Source organism: Streptomyces sp. NPDC049040, assembly GCF_043197715.1.
GTDB lineage: Bacteria > Actinomycetota > Actinomycetes > Streptomycetales > Streptomycetaceae > Actinacidiphila.
In genome coordinates, this window is the sequence record NZ_JBICTO010000004.1 from 79,100 (window position 1) to 95,999 (window position 16,900).

Sequence of the window (16,900 nt, forward strand, 5' to 3'; positions counted from 1 at the left end):
CTCGGTGAGCGGGTCGGGGAGGATTCCTCGCCGCCCCGCTCACAGCAGGCCCCGTCATCGCGCCGCGGTCGCGGCCGTGAGCAGGGCGAGCGGGCTTGCCGCGGCCCATGCCTGGGGGGAGTTGGCGTGCGGGTAGGGAACCGCGCTCTGGTTGCCCTCGCGCGGGTAGCCGGAGATGACCTCGGGCAGCCGGTAGCCCGAGCCCGCCGCGACGTCGAGCAGTCCCGAGGCGACCGCCGCGGCGGCCTCGTGCATGCCGTTGGCGGCCAGCCCGAGCACGATGAGCGCGTTGTCGTGCGGCCAGATGCTTCCCCGGTGGTAGGACAGCGGATGGTAAGGCGCCTGGCCGGACGCCAGGGTCCTGATGCCCCAGCCGGAGAAGAAGTCGGGTTCGAGCAGCCGCTGCCCCACCGTTCCGGCGTCCTCGGGCCCGAGCAGGCCGGACCACAGCAGGTGCCCGGCGTCCGAGGCGAGAACATCGGCCCGGCGGCCGTCACCGTCGAGGGCGAGGGCGGGGAAGTCCACGTCGGGCATCCAGAAGTCGGCGCGGAAGCGGTCCCGCAGCGCGTCGGCGGCGCCGTCCAGGTGGCGTGCCCAGGCGCTGTCGTGCCAGAGGTCACGGGCGAGCGCGGCGGTCCTGCGCAGCGCGTCGTAGGCGTACCCCTGCACCTCGGAGACGGCGATGGCGCCGGTGGCCTGGGTGCCGTCGCGGAAGCAGACGGCGCCGGCCGAGTCCTTCCAGTTCTGGTTGAGCAGTCCGCTCGCGTCGGCCTCGTAGACGAGATAGCCGTGCGCGTCCAGGCCGCCGTCGCGGAACATCCAGTCCACTGCCGCCCGGGCGTGCGGTTCCAGGCGCCGGGCCAGCGAGGGGTCGCCGGTCCGTTCGGCGTGGGCGTGCAGCAGGACCAGGAAGAGGGGGGTGCTGTCGACCGAGCCGTAGTAGCGGCCGTAGGGCACCTGGCCGAAGTGGGCGAGCTCGCCGTGCCGGATCTCGTGGACGATCTTCCCGGGCGCGGCGCCGCGGGTGGAGTCGTGCGCGCGTGCCTGGGTGGCGGCGAGCGCGCGCAGCGTGGCGTGGGCGAGCCCCGGCCGGTAGGGAAGGGCGAAGTAGGACGTCAGCAGGGAGTCCCTGCCGAACAGGGTGAGGAACCACGGCACCCCGGCACCGGGGACGCGCAGGTCCTCCCCGTCGGGCCCGGTCGCGGGGACCTGCAGCCGGGCCAGGTCGTCCAGCCCTCGCGCGCAGGCACGGGCCAGGTCCGAGCCCGCGCCTGCCGCTGTTCCGGCAGGGACCGCATCACGGGTGAAGTCGCGCGTCGCCCGGGCGGCGAGTTCCTCGACGCCGCCCAGGTCGTCGGGGAGGGGACCGTCGAACCGCGGGGCTCCGTGCGCCCTGCCCGCGACGGTCACGGTCACTTCCGCGCTGCCGTGGGCGGGGAGGTCGAGGTGCCAGGTCAGCGTCCGCTCGGTGCGGTCGGGCGAGGGCTGCGTCACCTCGGGCGCGGGTCGTGCGGCGACCGTGGTGGAGGACCGCCAGGCGTCCCGCCGGTAGTCGAAGGTGACGCCGTCGGTGCCGGTGCTCGCCGTACGGACGGCGCCCGGCTTGCCGTACACCCGGCGGTCGGAACGCAGCTCGAACTGGTCGGCGAAGTCGGCGTCGGCGTGGAAGGCGATGGACACCCGGGTGGGGCGGGCCTCGTTGCTGACGACCGTGATCCGCTCGGTCAGCCTTCCTTCGAACAGCGCCTGCCGGCGGAAGAGGGTGCAGCCGGGCGGCTCGTCCCGGGTGCCGGCCGGGGTGAGGACGATCGCGCCGTCATCCTGCGCCGCGGCCACCAGCACGGTGGGCTCCGCGCCGTCGACCGTGAGGCGCCAGCGGCTCAGGTGCCTGGCGTCGCGGACGAAAAGGCCGTCCGGTGTGCTGCCGCCCGTGCCGCGCACGTCACCGTCGGGTCCGAGGATCGCGAACGTGCCGGCGTGGACGAGCAGCCGGCCCTGCTGCTTCATGCCGTTCCCTCCGGTGTGGTGGCCAGCAGATCGAGGACGGCCGCCGCCGTCCAGCTGAAGTCGGTCGTGCCGCGGGCCCGGCCGGTGCGCGGGTCGACGTACTCCGCGAAGCCTGAGGCGCCGGCCGAGACGAGGACCGCCCGCTTCAGCGCGTCGGCTTCGGGCACCGCGCCGTACTGGCGCAGGCCTCGTTCGATGGCCCAGTTCACGTTGAACCAGGCGGGGCCGCGCCAGTAGCGGGCCGAGTCGTAGGCGGGGCCGCGCAGGTCGTAGCTGGGGACGAGCGCGGTGGTCGAGCCGAGGCCGAAGTGGTCGCCGGTGACGGTGCGCAGCAGGGCCTCGGCGATTCCGGTCGGCAGACCCGGCACGAGCAGGGGCAGCAGCCCCGTGACGCTCCGCTCCGGGATCAGCGTGCCGGTCCCGATGTCGTGGCAGAGGAACATCCCGGCTTGCGGGTCCCACAGCCGCTCCACCAGGGCCGTGGTGAGGGCGCGGGCCCTGGCCCGGTGGGGGCGGGGATCCTCGCCGAGTGCCTCGGCGATGGAGGCGAGGGCGTGCTCGGAGACGATGTACAGGGCGTTGAAGCCCGGGTCCTCGACGGCGAACGGATGCGGGGCTCCGCCGTCCCGGTAGCGGCGGTCGCGGTAGCCGGCGGCGAGGCGTACGTAGCGCCCGTAGTCGAGATCCGTGGGCCGGTCCGCGGCGGCACCGTGGGCGAGGTCCGCGCGCCGGAACGACGAGGCGGGGGCGGGCACGATCCGGGACAGCGGGGTGTCCCAGCACGGGCTGTTGTCCATGCCCGGCTCCCACGGGTGCACCACGGCGGCCAGGCCGTGCCCCGCGAGGTCCCGGTGGACCGCGAGGTAGTCGTGCCAGGCGGTCAGCCGCGGGTACAGCCGGCGCAGGAATCCCCGGCGGGAGGAGGTCTGCGGGTCGTATTCGTGGACGAGCCAGGCGGCCAGCGCGTGCACGGGCGGTTGCACGAGTCCTGAGGTCTCGATGCCGCGCGGGGCGCCGGCTTCCCGCCCCGCCGTGCCGGACCGCCAGAAGTCAGGGCTGGGGAAGTAGGCGTCGAGGGGTATCGCGGGGTTGAAGACGATGTGCGGCACCCGGCCGTCGTCCCACTGGGCGCCGAAGAGGGTCTCCAGTTCCCGCTGCGCTCTGCGCGGTGAGAGGTGGCGCAGCCCGATGGCGATGAAGGCGGAGTCCCAGCTCCACTGGTGCGGGTAGAGGTTCCCCGAGGGGACGGTCGAACCGCCGGTCCAGTTGGTGAGGAGTACGCGGACCGATGCATCGCGCAGGTGGCGCAGGGCGGCACTCGCGGGGGCGGTCGGGGGCGTCATCGGACGGCCGAGTGTGGTCGTCGTCACGCGCCCGACCTGCGCAGGAAGCCGGGGATGGAGCGGACGGCGGCGACCGGGTCACCGGTCAGCCGGCACTCGGCGGCGAGGTGGCCCTCGTATCCGATGGCGTGCAGCGCGCCGATCCAGGCGGGCCAGTCGAGGTGTCCCGCGCCGGGCTGGAAGCGGTTGGAGTCGCTGACCTGGGCGTGGCCGATGTAGGGCGCAGCGGCGAGGATCGCGGCCGCGGGATCGGCCTCCTCGATGTTCATGTGGTAGCTGTCGATGCCGATCCTGACCGAATCGAGCCCTACCTCCCTGATCAGGTCCACGGCCTGCTCGAGCCGGTTGACCATGTGGTCCTCGTACCTGTTGAGCGGTTCGAGGAAGAGGGTGACGCCCTCGGCCCGTGCGTGCTCGCCCAGTTCGGTGAGCCCATCCAGCAGGACGGTGCGGTCCTCCTCCTCGCCGCGCGGCGGTTCGAAGGGGGGCAGCCGGCGGGAGAACATGCCGTACGAGGCCGGGGTCTGCGCTCCGAGCCCGCCCAGCTCACCGATCACCGTGAGCTGGGACTTCATCTGGTCGATGGCGTCGCGGCGCAGGTCGGCGTCGAAGGCGCCGAAGAAGTGCAGCATGTCGACGCAGACGGTGGGCATGACGACGCCGTCCGCGAGGGCGGTCCTCAGTTCGGGCAGCCGGCCGGCGAAGTGCAGGTCGCCCTTGGCGCGCAGTTCGATGCCGTCGAAGCCGGCGCTCTGGGCGAACTCCCACTTCTCCTGGAGGGTGTCCCCCGGCAACAGCTGTTCCTGGCAGGCGGTCTTGAGCATCAGGGATCAGCGGCCTTTCAGAATTCCAGGACGACCTGGAGGGCGTCGGAGGGACGCTCGTCCAGCAGTACGTAGGCTTCGGACGCGTCGGCGGCGGGGATCACGTGGCTGACGAGGGACGTCACGTCGACCCGGCCCTCGGCGACGAGGGTGAGGAAGGTCCGCTGGAGGCGTTCCACGGTCCAGCGTCCGGCGAGCTGCGGGGGCACCCCGCCGATCTGCGAGCAGATCAACTGGACGCGGTTGTGGTGGAATTCGTCGCCGAGCCGCAGTCCGACGCCATCGCCCTGGTAGAAGCCGGAGGCGACGACGCGGCCGCCGACGGTGACCGAGCGGAGCGCTTCGTGGAGCGCGGGGTAGACGCCGCTGATCTCGATCGCCACGTCAGCGCCGCGGCCCTGCGTGGCCCCTCGGATCGCTTCCGCGACACCGCCGGCCAGGGCGTTGAGTGTGGCGGTCGCCCCGTAGGCGCGGGCGGTGCCGAGGCGTCCGTCGAGCGCATCGACCGCGGTGACCCGGCCGCCGTTGAGCTCGGCGAGGCGGGTGGTGAGCAGGCCGATGACGCCCTGGCCGAACACGGCGACGTCCTCGCCCACGTGGATGTCCGAGGCGAGCACCGCGTTGTAGGCGATGGCGCCGACCCGGGCGAAGGTGGCGGCCAGGGGTGCGAGACCCGCCGGCAGGCTGTGGCCGATCATGCGCTCGACGGGGACGATGCCCTCGCTGCGGTGCCCCCAGATGCCCCAGACGAGATCCCCGACGGCGGGCAGGCCGGGTGTTCCGGCGAGTTCGGGAGAGATCTCCGTCACCTCGCCGACCTCCGAGTAGCCCCATCCGGCGACGGGGTATTCGATGCCGGCCGCGCCTTCGCGGAAGATGCGCGCCTCGGGGTCCCAGGTGCGGGTCAGGTACGGGTTGGTCCCCCGGTACGCCGTGAGTTCGGTACCGGCCGAGACCCCCGAGTACCGCGTGCGGACCCGGAGATGACCGGGTGGCAGCGAGGCACTGTCGTGCTCGGCGACTTCGACCTGCCGCGGGCCGGTGAACTGGACGACGCGTTCCACGTGGGACTCCGGAGGTTGACGCTGTGGGTGGCCGGGCGGCCTTGACCTCCCGGCATAGGTCGAAGATATCTCACACTTATGTCTTGTCAATACGCAAAAGTAGTGCTGAGATGCGTGGACATCCAGCGTAAGCGGCGTGAGGACAAGGCATGCGTATGTGGAACCGTCGGTCAGCGAAGACCGCGGCGGGTGGGCTGGCTCTGGCCCTGTGCGTCGGCCTGCTGGCCGGCTGCGCGAGCCGGACCGGACCGGCGAAGCCGGACAACCGGATCACGGTGTGGTCACAGGCGAACCTTCCACCGCAGATGGCCGCGTCCAGGAAGATCGTCGACCGGTTCCAGAAGGAGACCGGCATCAAGGTCAAGCTCGTCGGCGTGGACGAGAACCAGCTCCCGCAGCTGATCATGTCCGCCGCCGCGGCCGGCACCCTGCCCGACGTCATCGGCGGGGTGCCCATCGGGCAGGTCTGGCAGATGTACACCAACGGGCTGCTCGACACGAAGGTCAGCGGCGAGATCGTGCGCAGCCTCGACACCAAGACGTTCGACGCCAACGCGCTGCGGCTGACCAGCGACGGCACCCGGCAGCTCGCGGTCCCCGCCGACGCCTGGCTCCAGCTCCTGGTCTACCGCAAGGACCTGCTGGCCAAGGCCGGGCTGCCGGCGCCGGACACGTACAAGAAGCTGCTCGCCGCGGCGGACCGGCTGAACACGCCGGGCCAGGACGGCATATCCGTCGCCACCGACCCCAGTGACGTCTTCACCCAGCAGAGCTTCGAGGACATCGCGCTCGCCAACAACTGCCAGCTGGTGAACGACCAGGGCAAGGTGACCCTCGACTCCCCCGCCTGCCGGACGTCCTTCGAGGTGTACGACAAGCTCGGCAAGACCTACGGCTCCCCCGGCACCCAGACCGTCGACTCGACCCGCGCCACCTACTTCGCCGGCAAGTCCGGCATGGTGCTGTGGTCGACCTTCCTGCTGGACGAGCTCGCGGGACTGCGCGACGACGCGCTGCCGAGCTGCCCCCAGTGCAAGGACGACAAGCAGTTCCTCGCCAAGAACAGCGGCGTCGTCACGGCGATGGCCGGCGCGGACGGCGCCAAGCCGGCGCAGTTCGGCGAGGTGGCCTCCTGGGTGGTGACCAAGACCGGCGAGACCGCTGCCTCCAAGCGGTTCATCGGCTACATGATGGACGCCGGCTTCCAGGACTGGCTGGGCATGGCCCCCGAGGGCCAGATCCCGGTGCGCCACGGCACGCCCGCGGAGCCGGACAAATACCTCGACGCGTGGCGCCACAGCGAGATCGGCGTGGACACCCGCAAGCCGCTGGACGAGGTCTATCCCAAGGCGCTGCTCGACCAGCTCGTCGCAGGCGTCGGCAACATGCAGCGGTGGGGCTTCAAGCAGGGCCAGGGTGCCCTGGTCGGCGCCACCAACGGCCAGCTCCCGGTACCCAAGGCCATCAGCGCGATGACCGGGGGCCAGATCTCACCGGGCAAGGCCGCCGAGGAGTCCGGCGCCGATGTCGCCGCCCTCCAGAAGTCCCTCCAGTAGCGGGCCGTCGGCCCCGAAAGTCCCTCTGCCGCCCACGCGCAGGCCGCCCCCGTCAGGAAGACACATGAGCGCACATCCCGGCGTCACGAAGAAGCGCCGCCAACTCACCACCGCCCAGCGGGAGAACCGCGCGGGACTGGCCTTCGTCACCCCCACCCTCGTGGTGGTCCTGGTCGTGGTGATCATCCCGATCCTCTGGACCATCCTGCTGGCCTTCCAGAACGCCAAGCTGGTCGACATCCAGGGCATGGGGGTGTTCGGCAACTGGTCGCTGCACAACTTCACCCAGGTCTTCACCTCGCCCGGCTTCTGGCCGAGCCTGTTCACCACCCTCGCCTACACCGTCGGCGGCACCGCCGGCTCGGTGCTGCTCGGCCTGATAGCCGCGCTCGCCCTGCGCAAGCCCTTCCGCGGACGCGGGCTGCTGCGCAGCAGCATGCTGCTGCCGTACGTGGCGCCCGTGGTCGCGGTCGCGTTCGTCTGGCAGGTCGCCCTCAGCCCGCAGTACGGCATCGTCAACCAGTGGGGCGGCAAGGTCTTCGGCTGGGACAACCCCATCGCCTTCCTGTCGACCCGCGACTACCAGGTCGACGTGTTCGGCGCCCACTTCGGAGTGCCGCTGGCGCTGCTGACGGTCATCGCCTTCGAGACGTGGCGCTACTTCCCGTTCGCCTTCCTCTTCCTGCTGGCCCGGCTCCAGGCGGTTCCGGACGGGCTGGAGGAGGCCGCCAGGGTCGACGGCGCCACCCCCACCCAGCGGTTCCGCTACATCCTGCTGCCGCAGCTGATGCCCGTCATCGCCCTGCTCAGCGTCCTCCGCTTCATCCTGACCTTCAACAAGTTCGACGACGTCTACCTGCTGACCGGAGGCGGCTCGGGCACCGACGTCGTCGCCGTGCGGGTGTACGACTTCCTCACCGCCAACTTCGACGTCGGCGCCGCGGCCGCGCAGGCCCTCGTCCTGGCCGCCGTACTGATGGTCCTGCTCGGTGTCTATTTCAAGTTCTTCGCCAAGAAGGTGCAGGAGGAGGCGTGATGACCCGCACACAGTTCGAGGAGCGCCTGTTCGGCGTGCTGCGGTGGGTCACCATCGCCTTCCTGGCAGTGATCACGATCCTGCCCTTCTACTACATGCTGCTGCTGTCGGTGAAGCCGATCGACTCCCTGCTGCTCGACCCGGGATCGCTCTGGGTCTCCGGCAAGGACTTCACCCTCGACACGTATCGACAAGTCCTGAAGTCCAGTGCCGACGGCGGCCAGGGCTTCCTCCGCATGATGCTCAACTCGGCGCTGGTGTCGCTGGCTACGGTCGTCCTGACCCTCGCAGCCTCGGTGCCCGGCGCCTACGCGATCAGCCGGCTGAGGTTCTTCGGCGGCCGACAGGTGAGCGCCCTGTTCCTGGCGGTCTACCTCTTCCCCTCCACCCTTCTCGCGGTACCGCTGTTCGTGATGTTCGCCAAGCTCGGGCTGTCGGGGAATCTCGTCGGCCTGGCGATCGTCTACGTCGCCCAGACCGTGCCGGTGTCGATCTACATGCTGAAGAACTACTTCATCACGATCCCGCTGAGCATCGAGGAGGCGGCCGCCCTCGACGGCGCCACCCGCTGGCAGACCGTACGCAGGGTGGTGCTCCCGCTCGCGATGCCGTCCCTGATGGCCACCGGGCTGTACGTCTTCATGATCGCCTGGAACGAATTCCTCTTCGCGCTGCTCTTCCTCGCCGCGGATCCCGACAAATGGACCGTCTCGCTGGGCCTTCAGCAGCTCTCCAACGGCATCGAGGTTCCCAAGACCGTGCTGATGGCCGGTTCCGTGGTACTGACGATTCCTGTCATTGTGCTGTTCTACGCTGCGGAGCGACTGCTGACCGAGGGTCTGACCAGCGGCGCCGACAAGAGCTGACCCATGAGAGCGGGAGTGCACACGACCATGCCGGCCAACCAGGCGAGCGCGGGCCATCTGCTGCTGCTGATCCGCAGCGGGCAGGCCACCACCCGCGGCGAGCTCCAGCACGCGACCGGGCTCTCCCGCTCCACCATCGGCCACCGGCTGGACCAGCTCTTCGGCGCCGGGTGGCTGCGGGACACCTCGGCCGGCGCCTCCACGGGCGGACGGCCCTCCACCAGGCTGGAGTTCGACACCTCGCACGCCGTCGTGCTCGCCGTCGACCTGGAGACCCGGCACAGCAGGGCCGCCGTGCTCGACCTCGACGGCGCCGTCCTCGCCGAGCACACCGAGGAACTGCTCATCGCGGACGGTCCTGACCGGGTGCTCGACACCCTCGCGGGCTGGTTCCCCGGGCTCCTGGAGAAGGCGGGCGTCGAGGCCTCCGGCGTCTGCGGGATCGGGCTGTCCGTACCGGGCCCCGTGGACTGGGCGATCGGCCAGGTCGTCCAGCCGCCGATCATGCCGGGCTGGGACGAGTACCCCATCCCGAGCCGGATGCAGGAGGCCTACGCCCGGCATGTCGACCCGGCGGGCCCGCCCGTTCCCGTACTGGTCGACAACGACGCCAACTTGATGGCGTACGCGGAGCAGCGGCGGTACTACCCCGACTGCTCGGCCTTCGTACTGGTGAAGGTCTCGACCGGCATCGGGGCGGGCGTCGTCGTCGACGGCGAGCCCTACCGCGGCATCGACGGCGGGGCCGGCGACATCGGGCACATCCGCCTGCACGACAGGACCGAGGCGTTGTGCATGTGCGGGTCCTACGGCTGCCTCGCCGCCGTGGCCAGCGGGCGGGCGATCGCAGAACAGCTGGCCGCGGCGGGGATCCCCACGACGTCAGGCTCCGACGTACGGGAGTATCTCGCGGCCGGCCACCCGGACGCGGTGCGGATGGCGCGCGAGGCCGGCCGCCGGGTCGGGGAGGTCCTCGTCACGGTCGTCACCCTACTCAACCCGGGAGTGCTCGTGCTCGCCGGCGACCTGGCAGGCACCCCGTTCCTGACCGGGGTGCGCGAGTTGCTCTACCAGCGGGCCATGCCCCGCACGACCGCTCACCTCAACGTGGTGACCTCACGGCTCGGCGACCAGGCCGCGCTCGTGGGCGCGGCAGCCATGGTGGTCGAGCACCTCTTCGCGCCCGCCACAGCCGACATCCGGCTGGCCGCGCTCAACGGCGGCTGATCCCGCTTCCCCCTGTCCCCCCTTGCCCACGCCGGAGTTCCCGTGCCCCACGTCCACCCGTCCGACACCCGTCCCTCAGGACCTGCCCCCTCCCCGGGGAACCCCGGGTCCGCCGAGGCGCCCCCGCCCCCGCTGAGGGTGGGCCTGGCAGGCGCGGGTCCCTGGGCGCGGACGATGCACGCCCGCATGCTGGCCGCCGGACCCGAGACCGTCCTGACCGCGGTCTGGGCCCGGCGGTCCGAAGCCGCCCGAGAGACGGCGGCGCCCTACGGCGCCGCCGTCGCGGCCTCCTTCGACGAACTGCTCGACCGCAGCGACGCGATCGCCTTCGCCGTGCCCCCGGCTGTCCAGGCCGAACTGGCCGTCCGCGCGGCCCGGGCGGGCAAGCCCTTGCTGCTGGAGAAGCCCCTGGGCGCCGATCTGGCCTCGGCCCGCCGCGTCGCCGAGGCCGTGGCAGAACACGGCGTGGTCTCGCAGCTCGTCCTGACCAAGCGCTACCACCCCGCGACCCGCGCCTTCCTGCGGCAGGCGGAGAACACGCAGGTGAGCGGCGCGCGCTCGTGCTACCTGCACGGCGCCTTCCTCGGCGGGGAGTTCGCGACGCCCTGGCGGCTGGCCCAGGGGGCCCTCCACGACCTGGGCCCGCATCTGCTGGACCTCCTCGACCTTGCCGTCGGCCCCATCGCCGCCATCCGGAGCACGGGGGACTCCACGCGCTGGATCGAGCTGACGTGCGAGCACACCAACGGCGCCGTCAGCCAGGCGTCCCTGTCCGGCTCGGTCCTGCTCCCCCGGGCCCGTACCCGGATCGAGCTGTACGGGCCCGGCGAGGAAGTCGTCTACGACACCGCGGAACTCGACCACGAGGAGTGCTGGCCGGTGCTCCGCCGCGAGTTCGCGGAAGCGGTCCGCACGGGCGTCCCCTCACCCATCGACGCGGCACGGGGCCTGCGCCTCCAGGAACTCCTGCACATGGCAGCGGCCTCCACTCCCGGCACCAGGCCCTGACCGGGCAGGACGGTTGATCGGCGCCGCGGAGCCGCCGCACCCGCCGCCGGTGCGACGGGTGCGGCCCGCGGTCACGCCCGGCGAGGGGCGCCACGCTGCCTCCGGGACCCGACGCTTCCGGCGGTTCCGCAGGAGCAGGTGGTGCCCCGCACCCGGGCTCAGGGGACGCGGTGGCCGGCGGCGCGGAACAGCTCGTACCACTCCGCCCGGGTGAGCCGAAGGTCGGAACCCTGCGCGGCGCCCGCGACGCGCTCCGGGCTTGTGGTGCCCAGTACGACCTGCATCCGGGCGGGGTGGCGGGTGATCCAGGCGGTCGCGATCGCGATGGGGGGAACACCGTACTGGCCGGCCAGGCGGTCGATGACGGCGTTGAGCTCGGGGTATTCCGGCGAGCCGAGGAAGACACCGGTGAAGAAGCCGGCCTGGAAGGGCGACCACGCCTGGATGGTGATGTCGTTCAGGCGGCAGTAGTCGACGATCCCGCCGCCGTCGAGAGTGGCCGCCTGCTGCTCCCCGAGCATGTTCGCTGCCACCCCCTGGGCGATGATCGGCGCGTGCGTGATCGAGAGCTGAAGCTGGTTGGCCACGATGGGCTGACGCACGTATTTGCGCAGCAGATCGATCTGGCCCGGGGTCTGGTTCGAGACACCGAAGGCGCGCACCTTGCCGGAGGACTCGAGCTCGTCGAAGGCGCGGGCCACCTCTTCCGGCTCGACAAGCGCGTCGGGGCGGTGCAGCAGCAGGATGTCGATGCGGTCGGTCCGCAGGGCCGCGAGCGAACCCTCCACCGACTTGACGATGTGCTCGTAGGAGAAGTCGTAGTACGGCCCGTCGGTGACGATCCCCGCCTTGGTCTGGATCGTGATCTCGTCGCGCTGCGACGGGCTGAGCTCCATCGCCTCGGCGAAACGGCGTTCACAGGCGTGCAGCTCGCCGCCGTAGATGTCGGCGTGGTCGACGAAGTCGATGCCCGCGTCGCGAGCGGTGCGGACGAGTTCGCGGACGTCGTCGTCGGACTTGTCGGCGATACGCATCAGGCCGAGCACGACATTCGGGGCGAGGATGTCGGTGCCGGGCATGGTGAAGGTCTTCACGAAGGTTTTCCCTTTCGAATGTTCAGGTTTGCACAGTACAAGCAGGCCCACTGCGCGCCGGAGGAGGCGGAGGGTCCGCGTGCGCAGGCCGGCCCGTGCCGCTACTCCCCGTCGTCCAGGAGGTGGGGGCCGTTGTTGCGGACGCTGTTGACCGCGGTGTTCACCGCGCGGGCGTCCAGGTGCCCTTCGGCGGGAGAGGTCAGGAGGGCCCGCAGGTCGTCGGTGTCCTGGTGTGCGGGATCGAGCCACGCCTCGTAGTCGTGCGCCTTGACGGCCAAGGGCATCCGGGGGTGGACGCGGCCCGCGGCGTCGGTGGCGTCGGTGGTGATGATCGTGCAGGTCACCCACCAGGCGCCCGGGTCGTCCTCGGCGGCCTTGGGGTCGTGCCAGAACTCGTACAGCCCGGCCAGCGCCATCACGCCGCCGTCCTCGGGTGCGATGAAGTACGGCTGCTTGCGGGCCTTGCGGCCCCCCGAGGCGGGCACGGTCTGCCACTCGTAGAACCCGTCCGCCGGCAGGAGGCACCGCCGTTTGGCGAAGGCGCGCCGGTAGGCGGGTTTCTCGTGCACCGTCTCCACCCTGGCGTTGATCATCTTCGCGCCGATGTCGAGGCTCTTCGCCCAGGACGGCACGAGCCCCCACCGCAGCGCCCTCAGCTGCCGCGACACCTCACCGGTGTCGCGGTCGGCGCGCTCCAGCACCGCCCACACCCCATCGGTCGGCGCCACGTTCCAGCTCGGCTCGAGCAGCTGGTCAGGTTCCGGCTCCGAGGTGACATCGAACAGCCCGGCGAGCTCGGCCGGGCTACGGGTGGAGACATATCGACCGCACATACCTCCCACCCTGCCACGCCAGGCGGCCGGCACGCCTGAACCGGCTCCCGGGCCGGGCGACGGCCGGTGCGGCGCCCCGGCCGGCCGTCGGTATGATGCAGCTTCTTCGAGCGGGTGTTCCCATCGCCCGCTTCCCGCCCGGAAGGCCGCGGTCCCTGTCGTGATTCCCGTCCCCGTCGCCGTCGGTACCATCCTGGGGCGTTCCATCCGGCGGTCCCTGACGGGGCGTCGGCTGGCCGCCGCCCACGGACTCGTCCCGCCGTCGCGGCTCGACATCCGGCGCCCGGGACCCGACCCCGAGGCCGACGCGGTGCTGGACGCCGCAGCCGGCGGCGACTGGCAGCGCGCCGCAGACTACCTCGCGCAGACCGGCGCAGAGGACTGGGATGTGCGCTGGTACCGCGCGCAGCGGCTGGGTGACACCGCCGCACGCGACGCCTCGTGGCTCGCCGCATGGCGCGCAGCGCGCCCTGACGATCCCGGCGCGGCGCTGGTGTACGGCGCCGGGATGGTGCGGCACGCCTTCATCGTCCGGGGCGGCCGATTCGCGGACAGTACCTCGGGCGACCGGCTGGCAGGCTTCCGGCGGGGGCTCGAACGGGCGTTGCCCGCTTGCACGGAGGCCGCCCGGCTGGCGGCCGACGATCCCACCCCCTGGGTCGCCCGGATCTCCGTCGCCTACGGCCTTGGCTGGCCACACGACCGGTTCGCCGAGCTGTGGTCCGAGATCACCGCACGCGATCCGCACCACTACGGCGCACACGACCGGGCACTTCAGTACTGGTCCGCCAAGTGGCGCGGTTCGCACCGGTTGATGACCGGCTTCGCCGACGAGGCCGCCGCGTCGGCCCCGCGCGGCAGTCTGCTGCCCGTACTGCCTCTGCTCGCCCGCTGCGAGGAGGAATCCATGGGTGCCGAGGACGTCTGGGTCCGCCCCGACGTGGCGGCCGCGATCGGCGCCGCCCTGGACGCCGTCGCCGCGGCGCCGGCCACCCACCACCGGCTTCCCGTCGCCCGTCACGTGCTGGCGTACGCGCTGACGCAGACGGACCGGTACGCGGAGGCGACCGAGCAGTTCCGCGCGATAGGCGGCTACGCCGGTGCCGTCCCGTGGACCTACCGCCCCGACCCCCGCATGGAGTTCGCGCGGGTCCGGGCGACCGCGTTCACCCGGTGGGCGAAGGCGCGCCGTTCCGCCCCTGCGGCCTGAACTCCCCACGGCACCCCGCGGCCTGTGAGACGGCCCGCGGTCCGGGTTCGTGGGATGTTCGGTACGCGGTGTGCCCCGCCCACCCGGGCCGGGGTGGGTCTGCCCCGAGCCCCGGGGCCGTCTATGCCGGCTCACTTCCTGCCGAAGATGCCGTTCGGGTACGCCCCGTTGCCCAGTGCCATCGCGGCGAAGCCGCCCGCGAGCTCCGTGAGGCGTTCGACCCCGGCTGCTCCCAGGTGGTCGTAGGGGGCGGCGGCCAAGCGGTCCGTCTCGTGTTCCAGATCCACCCGCAGGGTCGTCCCCGCCTCGGTCAGTTCGCCGTCCGCGTCCAGGAGGCCCTTGCCCCGCAGGCGCTCCTCGGCCGCTGACCACTCCTCCTCGCTCCAGCCGCGGGTCGAGCGGGCGAAGGCGGGGGTGAAGCCGCGGCCGGAGGACGTATGGGAGACAAGGGCTTCCAGCCCGTCCAGGCCCGCATGCGTCAGCAAGGCGATGTGGCCGTCGCCGCGGTGCTCCCGCAGGACGGTCGCCGCCTGCCAGAACGCCACGTGCGGCTCCTGCGCCACGGGCTGGTCCGCCTCGGCGGCGGACAGCGGGCGGCCCGCACGGTGGCAGCCGCCGGCCGCGCGCAGGGCCAGTTCGGCAGCCTCGGCCATCTCCTTGGAAGCCAGCGCCTCGTCGCCCAGCAACCGCCGCAGCAGCCTGTCGACAACGCGCAGGCGCGCGGCCAGCAGTTGCCCGGGGGTGGCGACGGTCCAGGCGCCGGGAAGGTGCTGGGCGATCAGCGTGTGACTGAAGTTGAAGAAGGTCGCCGTCACCGCGCCGGGGCCGACCGCGCCCATCGCGGCGGAACGTGCCGCGAAGTAACCCCCGGCGCTGAAGTAGGCGCCGGGGGCCCCCGCGAGACCGAGGGTCTCCATTTCCGCGTCGAACTCCGGCGAGAAGTACACGGTGGAGTGCAGTGCGTTGAGGGGAGTGTGGCAGCGGCGGCCGGCGCGGGGGTCCGTCATGCGGATCAGACTACAAGTCGCACGGCGCGGCGAGGAGGTGGCACCGCTCGGTGCCCTCGCCCCGTCCCGCCCGGAGGCGGCGGGGCCTTCAGCCGGTGCGGACCACGTCGACGGCGGCCTTGCCGCGCGTGATACCGGGACGGTCCTGCCCGGGTGCACGGCACCACGCGGAAGGCGGCGTGCGCGGCGCCGTGCGGGGGCGGGTCCTGGCGCCTACGCCGGGACCCGGCCGGTCAGCTCACGGGGATACCGGGGTTGACCAGGCCGTTGCCGCCCGTGACGGTGTTGTCCGCGGCGACGGTGACCGGGCAGGTGGCGGGGTCGTAGTTGGTGACGTGGACGGCGTAGCGGTCCGGTCCCGTGGCGCCGGTGAGGTCGGAGGAGTTCGCGCGGAAGACCGTGCCGCATCCCCAGCCCGGGTACTGGCTGTGGGTCTGGAATCCGTCATCGGTGGTGCGGGTGCCGCGGTTGCCGGAGACGGTGTAGCCGTTGCCCTTGATGTCGACCCATGAGTCGTCGTAGTTGGCGCCGGTCAGCCCGCTGCCGTCGAAGGTGTTGCCGGAGATCACGCCACCGGTGGTCCCCTCCTTGATGTCGATGTTCTCCCCTCCGACGTCGGGGCCGATGGTGTTGCCGGTGATCAGGACGTGGTCGCTGGTGTCGCCGAGGGTGTTGGCGCTTCCGACGTAGATGCCCTCGCCCATGCCGTTGCGCGAGGTGCCGGTGTCGTGGATGTACGAGTTCCGGACCACGCCGTAGCTGCTTGAGGTGCGGAAGTGGATGCCCTCCATCGTCATGTGGTGCACCTCGACCGAATCGACGGCGACATGGTCGGAGGCGTCGATCATGATGCCCTTCTGGGCGCCCGTCAGCGTCAGGCCTTTGATCGTCCAGTAGGGCGAACCGGTGAGCTGGATGACGTTTCCGCCCCCGCTGGACGTGGTCAGCACCGCCTTCGCCGAGCCGGTCAGGGTGATGGGCGCTGCCGCGGTGCCGGCGGCGGTGATCTTGAAGTTGCCGGTGTAGGTGCCGTCGGCCAGCTGGATGGTCTGCCCCGGGGCGGCCGCGGCCAGCGCCGCCTTGAGCCCCTTGCTGTCGGCGACGTCGACGACCTGGCCGCCACCCGGAGCGGTGGGCGTGGATGTGGCTGTGGCCGTGGCCGAGGACGTGGGCGTGGGCGTCGCGGTGGTGGTGAGGGTCGCGGTGGTGGTGGGGGTCGCGCCGGCCGCCGGTCCGGTGAGCGCGATGTCGTCGGCGGACACGTCACCCGAGGCGTACCAGCCGCTGACGGTGACGGTGAGCGCGGTCGTGGCCGGCCCCGCCACGACGTTCACGGTGAGCTGGGTCCAGGCCGAGGATCCCGTCCAGGAGGACTGCTGGACCGCGTCACCTGATGCCGCGAGTCGTACGTACGCGCCCTTCACCCACGCGCTGAGCGCGTACCGGCCGCCCGGCTGGACGGGGACGGTCTGGGAGCACGGAGCGGTGTCGCTGCTGCCGGGCGAGGACAGCAGCGCGTACGCACCGGAGTGCGGGGCCGCGGTGCTGACCGCCGAGCGGCCGGCGCAGACCCAGTTGCCGGTGGTGCCGCTCTCGAAGCCCCCGTTCGCCAGCAGGCCGGGGGCGCTGTCGGCGGACGCGGCGCCCGGCAGGACCGCGAGGCACGAGACGGCCGCGAGGACGGACGCGGATGCGGCGGCGATGGCCGCCGCAGGTATGCGGGGAATCCGGCGGGGCCGGGTGGGGGATGTCGGCACGACGGCGCCTCCTGCTGTGGGGGGAGTCCCGGAGGGGACGGGGAGCAGGAAGGGGATATACGTCGGCG

At 71.9% G+C, this 16,900-nt stretch carries 14 protein-coding genes and 1 pseudogene; 6 read left to right on the forward strand and 9 right to left on the reverse strand.

The features are described from left to right. Window positions 1-54: 54 nt before the first annotated feature. From ACGFMP_RS12945 to ACGFMP_RS12960, 4 genes are read right to left on the reverse strand one after another with little or no spacing between them, the layout of a single operon-like run. Window positions 55-2,007, reverse strand: coding sequence for a glycogen debranching N-terminal domain-containing protein (locus ACGFMP_RS12945; protein ID WP_393672238.1), 1,953 nt, complete (start codon window positions 2,005-2,007; stop codon window positions 55-57). Beyond that, entirely contained in the window at window positions 2,004-3,350 is a 1,347-nt protein-coding gene (locus tag ACGFMP_RS12950; RefSeq protein ID WP_393672797.1) for a hypothetical protein, read from the reverse strand. The genes ACGFMP_RS12945 and ACGFMP_RS12950 overlap by 4 nt, the downstream gene beginning before the upstream one ends. Window positions 3,351-3,373: 23 nt before the next feature. Beyond that, window positions 3,374-4,174 (reverse strand): sugar phosphate isomerase/epimerase family protein, encoded by an 801-nt coding sequence (locus tag ACGFMP_RS12955; protein ID WP_393672240.1) that lies wholly within the window; start codon window positions 4,172-4,174, stop codon window positions 3,374-3,376. A 17-nt stretch (window positions 4,175-4,191) separates the two neighbouring features. Continuing rightward, complete coding sequence (locus ACGFMP_RS12960; RefSeq protein ID WP_393672242.1) at window positions 4,192-5,238, reverse strand: zinc-binding alcohol dehydrogenase; 1,047 nt, start codon at window positions 5,236-5,238, stop codon at window positions 4,192-4,194. A gap of 149 nt (window positions 5,239-5,387) precedes the next feature. Between ACGFMP_RS12960 and ACGFMP_RS12965 the strand changes: the two genes are divergently transcribed. The 5 genes from ACGFMP_RS12965 (at window position 5,388) to ACGFMP_RS12985 (ending at window position 10,931) form a co-directional block, all read left to right on the forward strand. After that, the gene (locus ACGFMP_RS12965; protein ID WP_393672244.1) at window positions 5,388-6,794 is read left to right on the forward strand and encodes an ABC transporter substrate-binding protein; all 1,407 of its coding nucleotides are present in this window, start codon (window positions 5,388-5,390) and stop codon (window positions 6,792-6,794) included. Window positions 6,795-6,858: 64 nt separating this feature from the next. After that, the gene (locus tag ACGFMP_RS12970) at window positions 6,859-7,830 is read left to right on the forward strand and encodes a carbohydrate ABC transporter permease (RefSeq protein ID WP_393672245.1); all 972 of its coding nucleotides are present in this window, start codon (window positions 6,859-6,861) and stop codon (window positions 7,828-7,830) included. Then, entirely contained in the window at window positions 7,830-8,696 is an 867-nt protein-coding gene (locus ACGFMP_RS12975) for a carbohydrate ABC transporter permease (protein ID WP_393672246.1), read from the forward strand. The genes ACGFMP_RS12970 and ACGFMP_RS12975 overlap by 1 nt, the downstream gene beginning before the upstream one ends. A 27-nt stretch (window positions 8,697-8,723) precedes the next feature. Then, window positions 8,724-9,923: an ROK family protein gene (locus tag ACGFMP_RS12980; protein WP_393672798.1), complete on the forward strand. Its 1,200-nt coding sequence runs from the start codon at window positions 8,724-8,726 to the stop codon at window positions 9,921-9,923. A gap of 132 nt (window positions 9,924-10,055) precedes the next feature. Beyond that, window positions 10,056-10,931 carry a Gfo/Idh/MocA family protein gene (locus tag ACGFMP_RS12985; protein WP_393672800.1) on the forward strand — a complete coding sequence of 292 codons (876 nt, stop codon included), beginning with the start codon at window positions 10,056-10,058 and terminating at the stop codon, window positions 10,929-10,931. A 158-nt stretch (window positions 10,932-11,089) separates the two neighbouring features. On the opposite strand, the gene ACGFMP_RS12990 is transcribed toward ACGFMP_RS12985, so the two are convergent. Together ACGFMP_RS12990 and ACGFMP_RS12995 are read right to left on the reverse strand one after the other, a co-directional pair. Next, complete coding sequence (locus ACGFMP_RS12990) at window positions 11,090-12,025, reverse strand: aldo/keto reductase family oxidoreductase (protein WP_393672247.1); 936 nt, start codon at window positions 12,023-12,025, stop codon at window positions 11,090-11,092. 101 nt (window positions 12,026-12,126) lie between these two features. Then, window positions 12,127-12,858 (reverse strand): SOS response-associated peptidase, encoded by a 732-nt coding sequence (locus ACGFMP_RS12995; RefSeq protein ID WP_393672248.1) that lies wholly within the window; start codon window positions 12,856-12,858, stop codon window positions 12,127-12,129. 160 nt (window positions 12,859-13,018) lie between these two features. On the opposite strand from ACGFMP_RS12995, the gene ACGFMP_RS13000 reads away from it, so the two are divergent. Next, a complete protein-coding gene (locus ACGFMP_RS13000; protein ID WP_393672249.1) occupies window positions 13,019-14,068 on the forward strand; it encodes a hypothetical protein in 1,050 nt (349 codons plus the stop codon). 131 nt (window positions 14,069-14,199) lie between these two features. Here ACGFMP_RS13000 and ACGFMP_RS13005 read toward each other — a convergent pair whose 3' ends face one another. The 3 genes and pseudogenes from ACGFMP_RS13005 to ACGFMP_RS13015 all read right to left on the reverse strand — a co-directional run. Beyond that, window positions 14,200-15,075, reverse strand: coding sequence for a hypothetical protein (locus ACGFMP_RS13005; protein ID WP_393672250.1), 876 nt, complete (start codon window positions 15,073-15,075; stop codon window positions 14,200-14,202). Between the two features lie 233 nt (window positions 15,076-15,308). Next, window positions 15,309-16,322, reverse strand: a complete 1,014-nt coding sequence (locus ACGFMP_RS13010) for a right-handed parallel beta-helix repeat-containing protein (protein WP_393672801.1) — start codon at window positions 16,320-16,322, stop codon at window positions 15,309-15,311. A gap of 45 nt (window positions 16,323-16,367) precedes the next feature. Next, window positions 16,368-16,832 (reverse strand): annotated as a pseudogene (locus ACGFMP_RS13015) (carbohydrate binding domain-containing protein); the annotation flags it as partial. Window positions 16,833-16,900 lie beyond the last annotated feature (68 nt).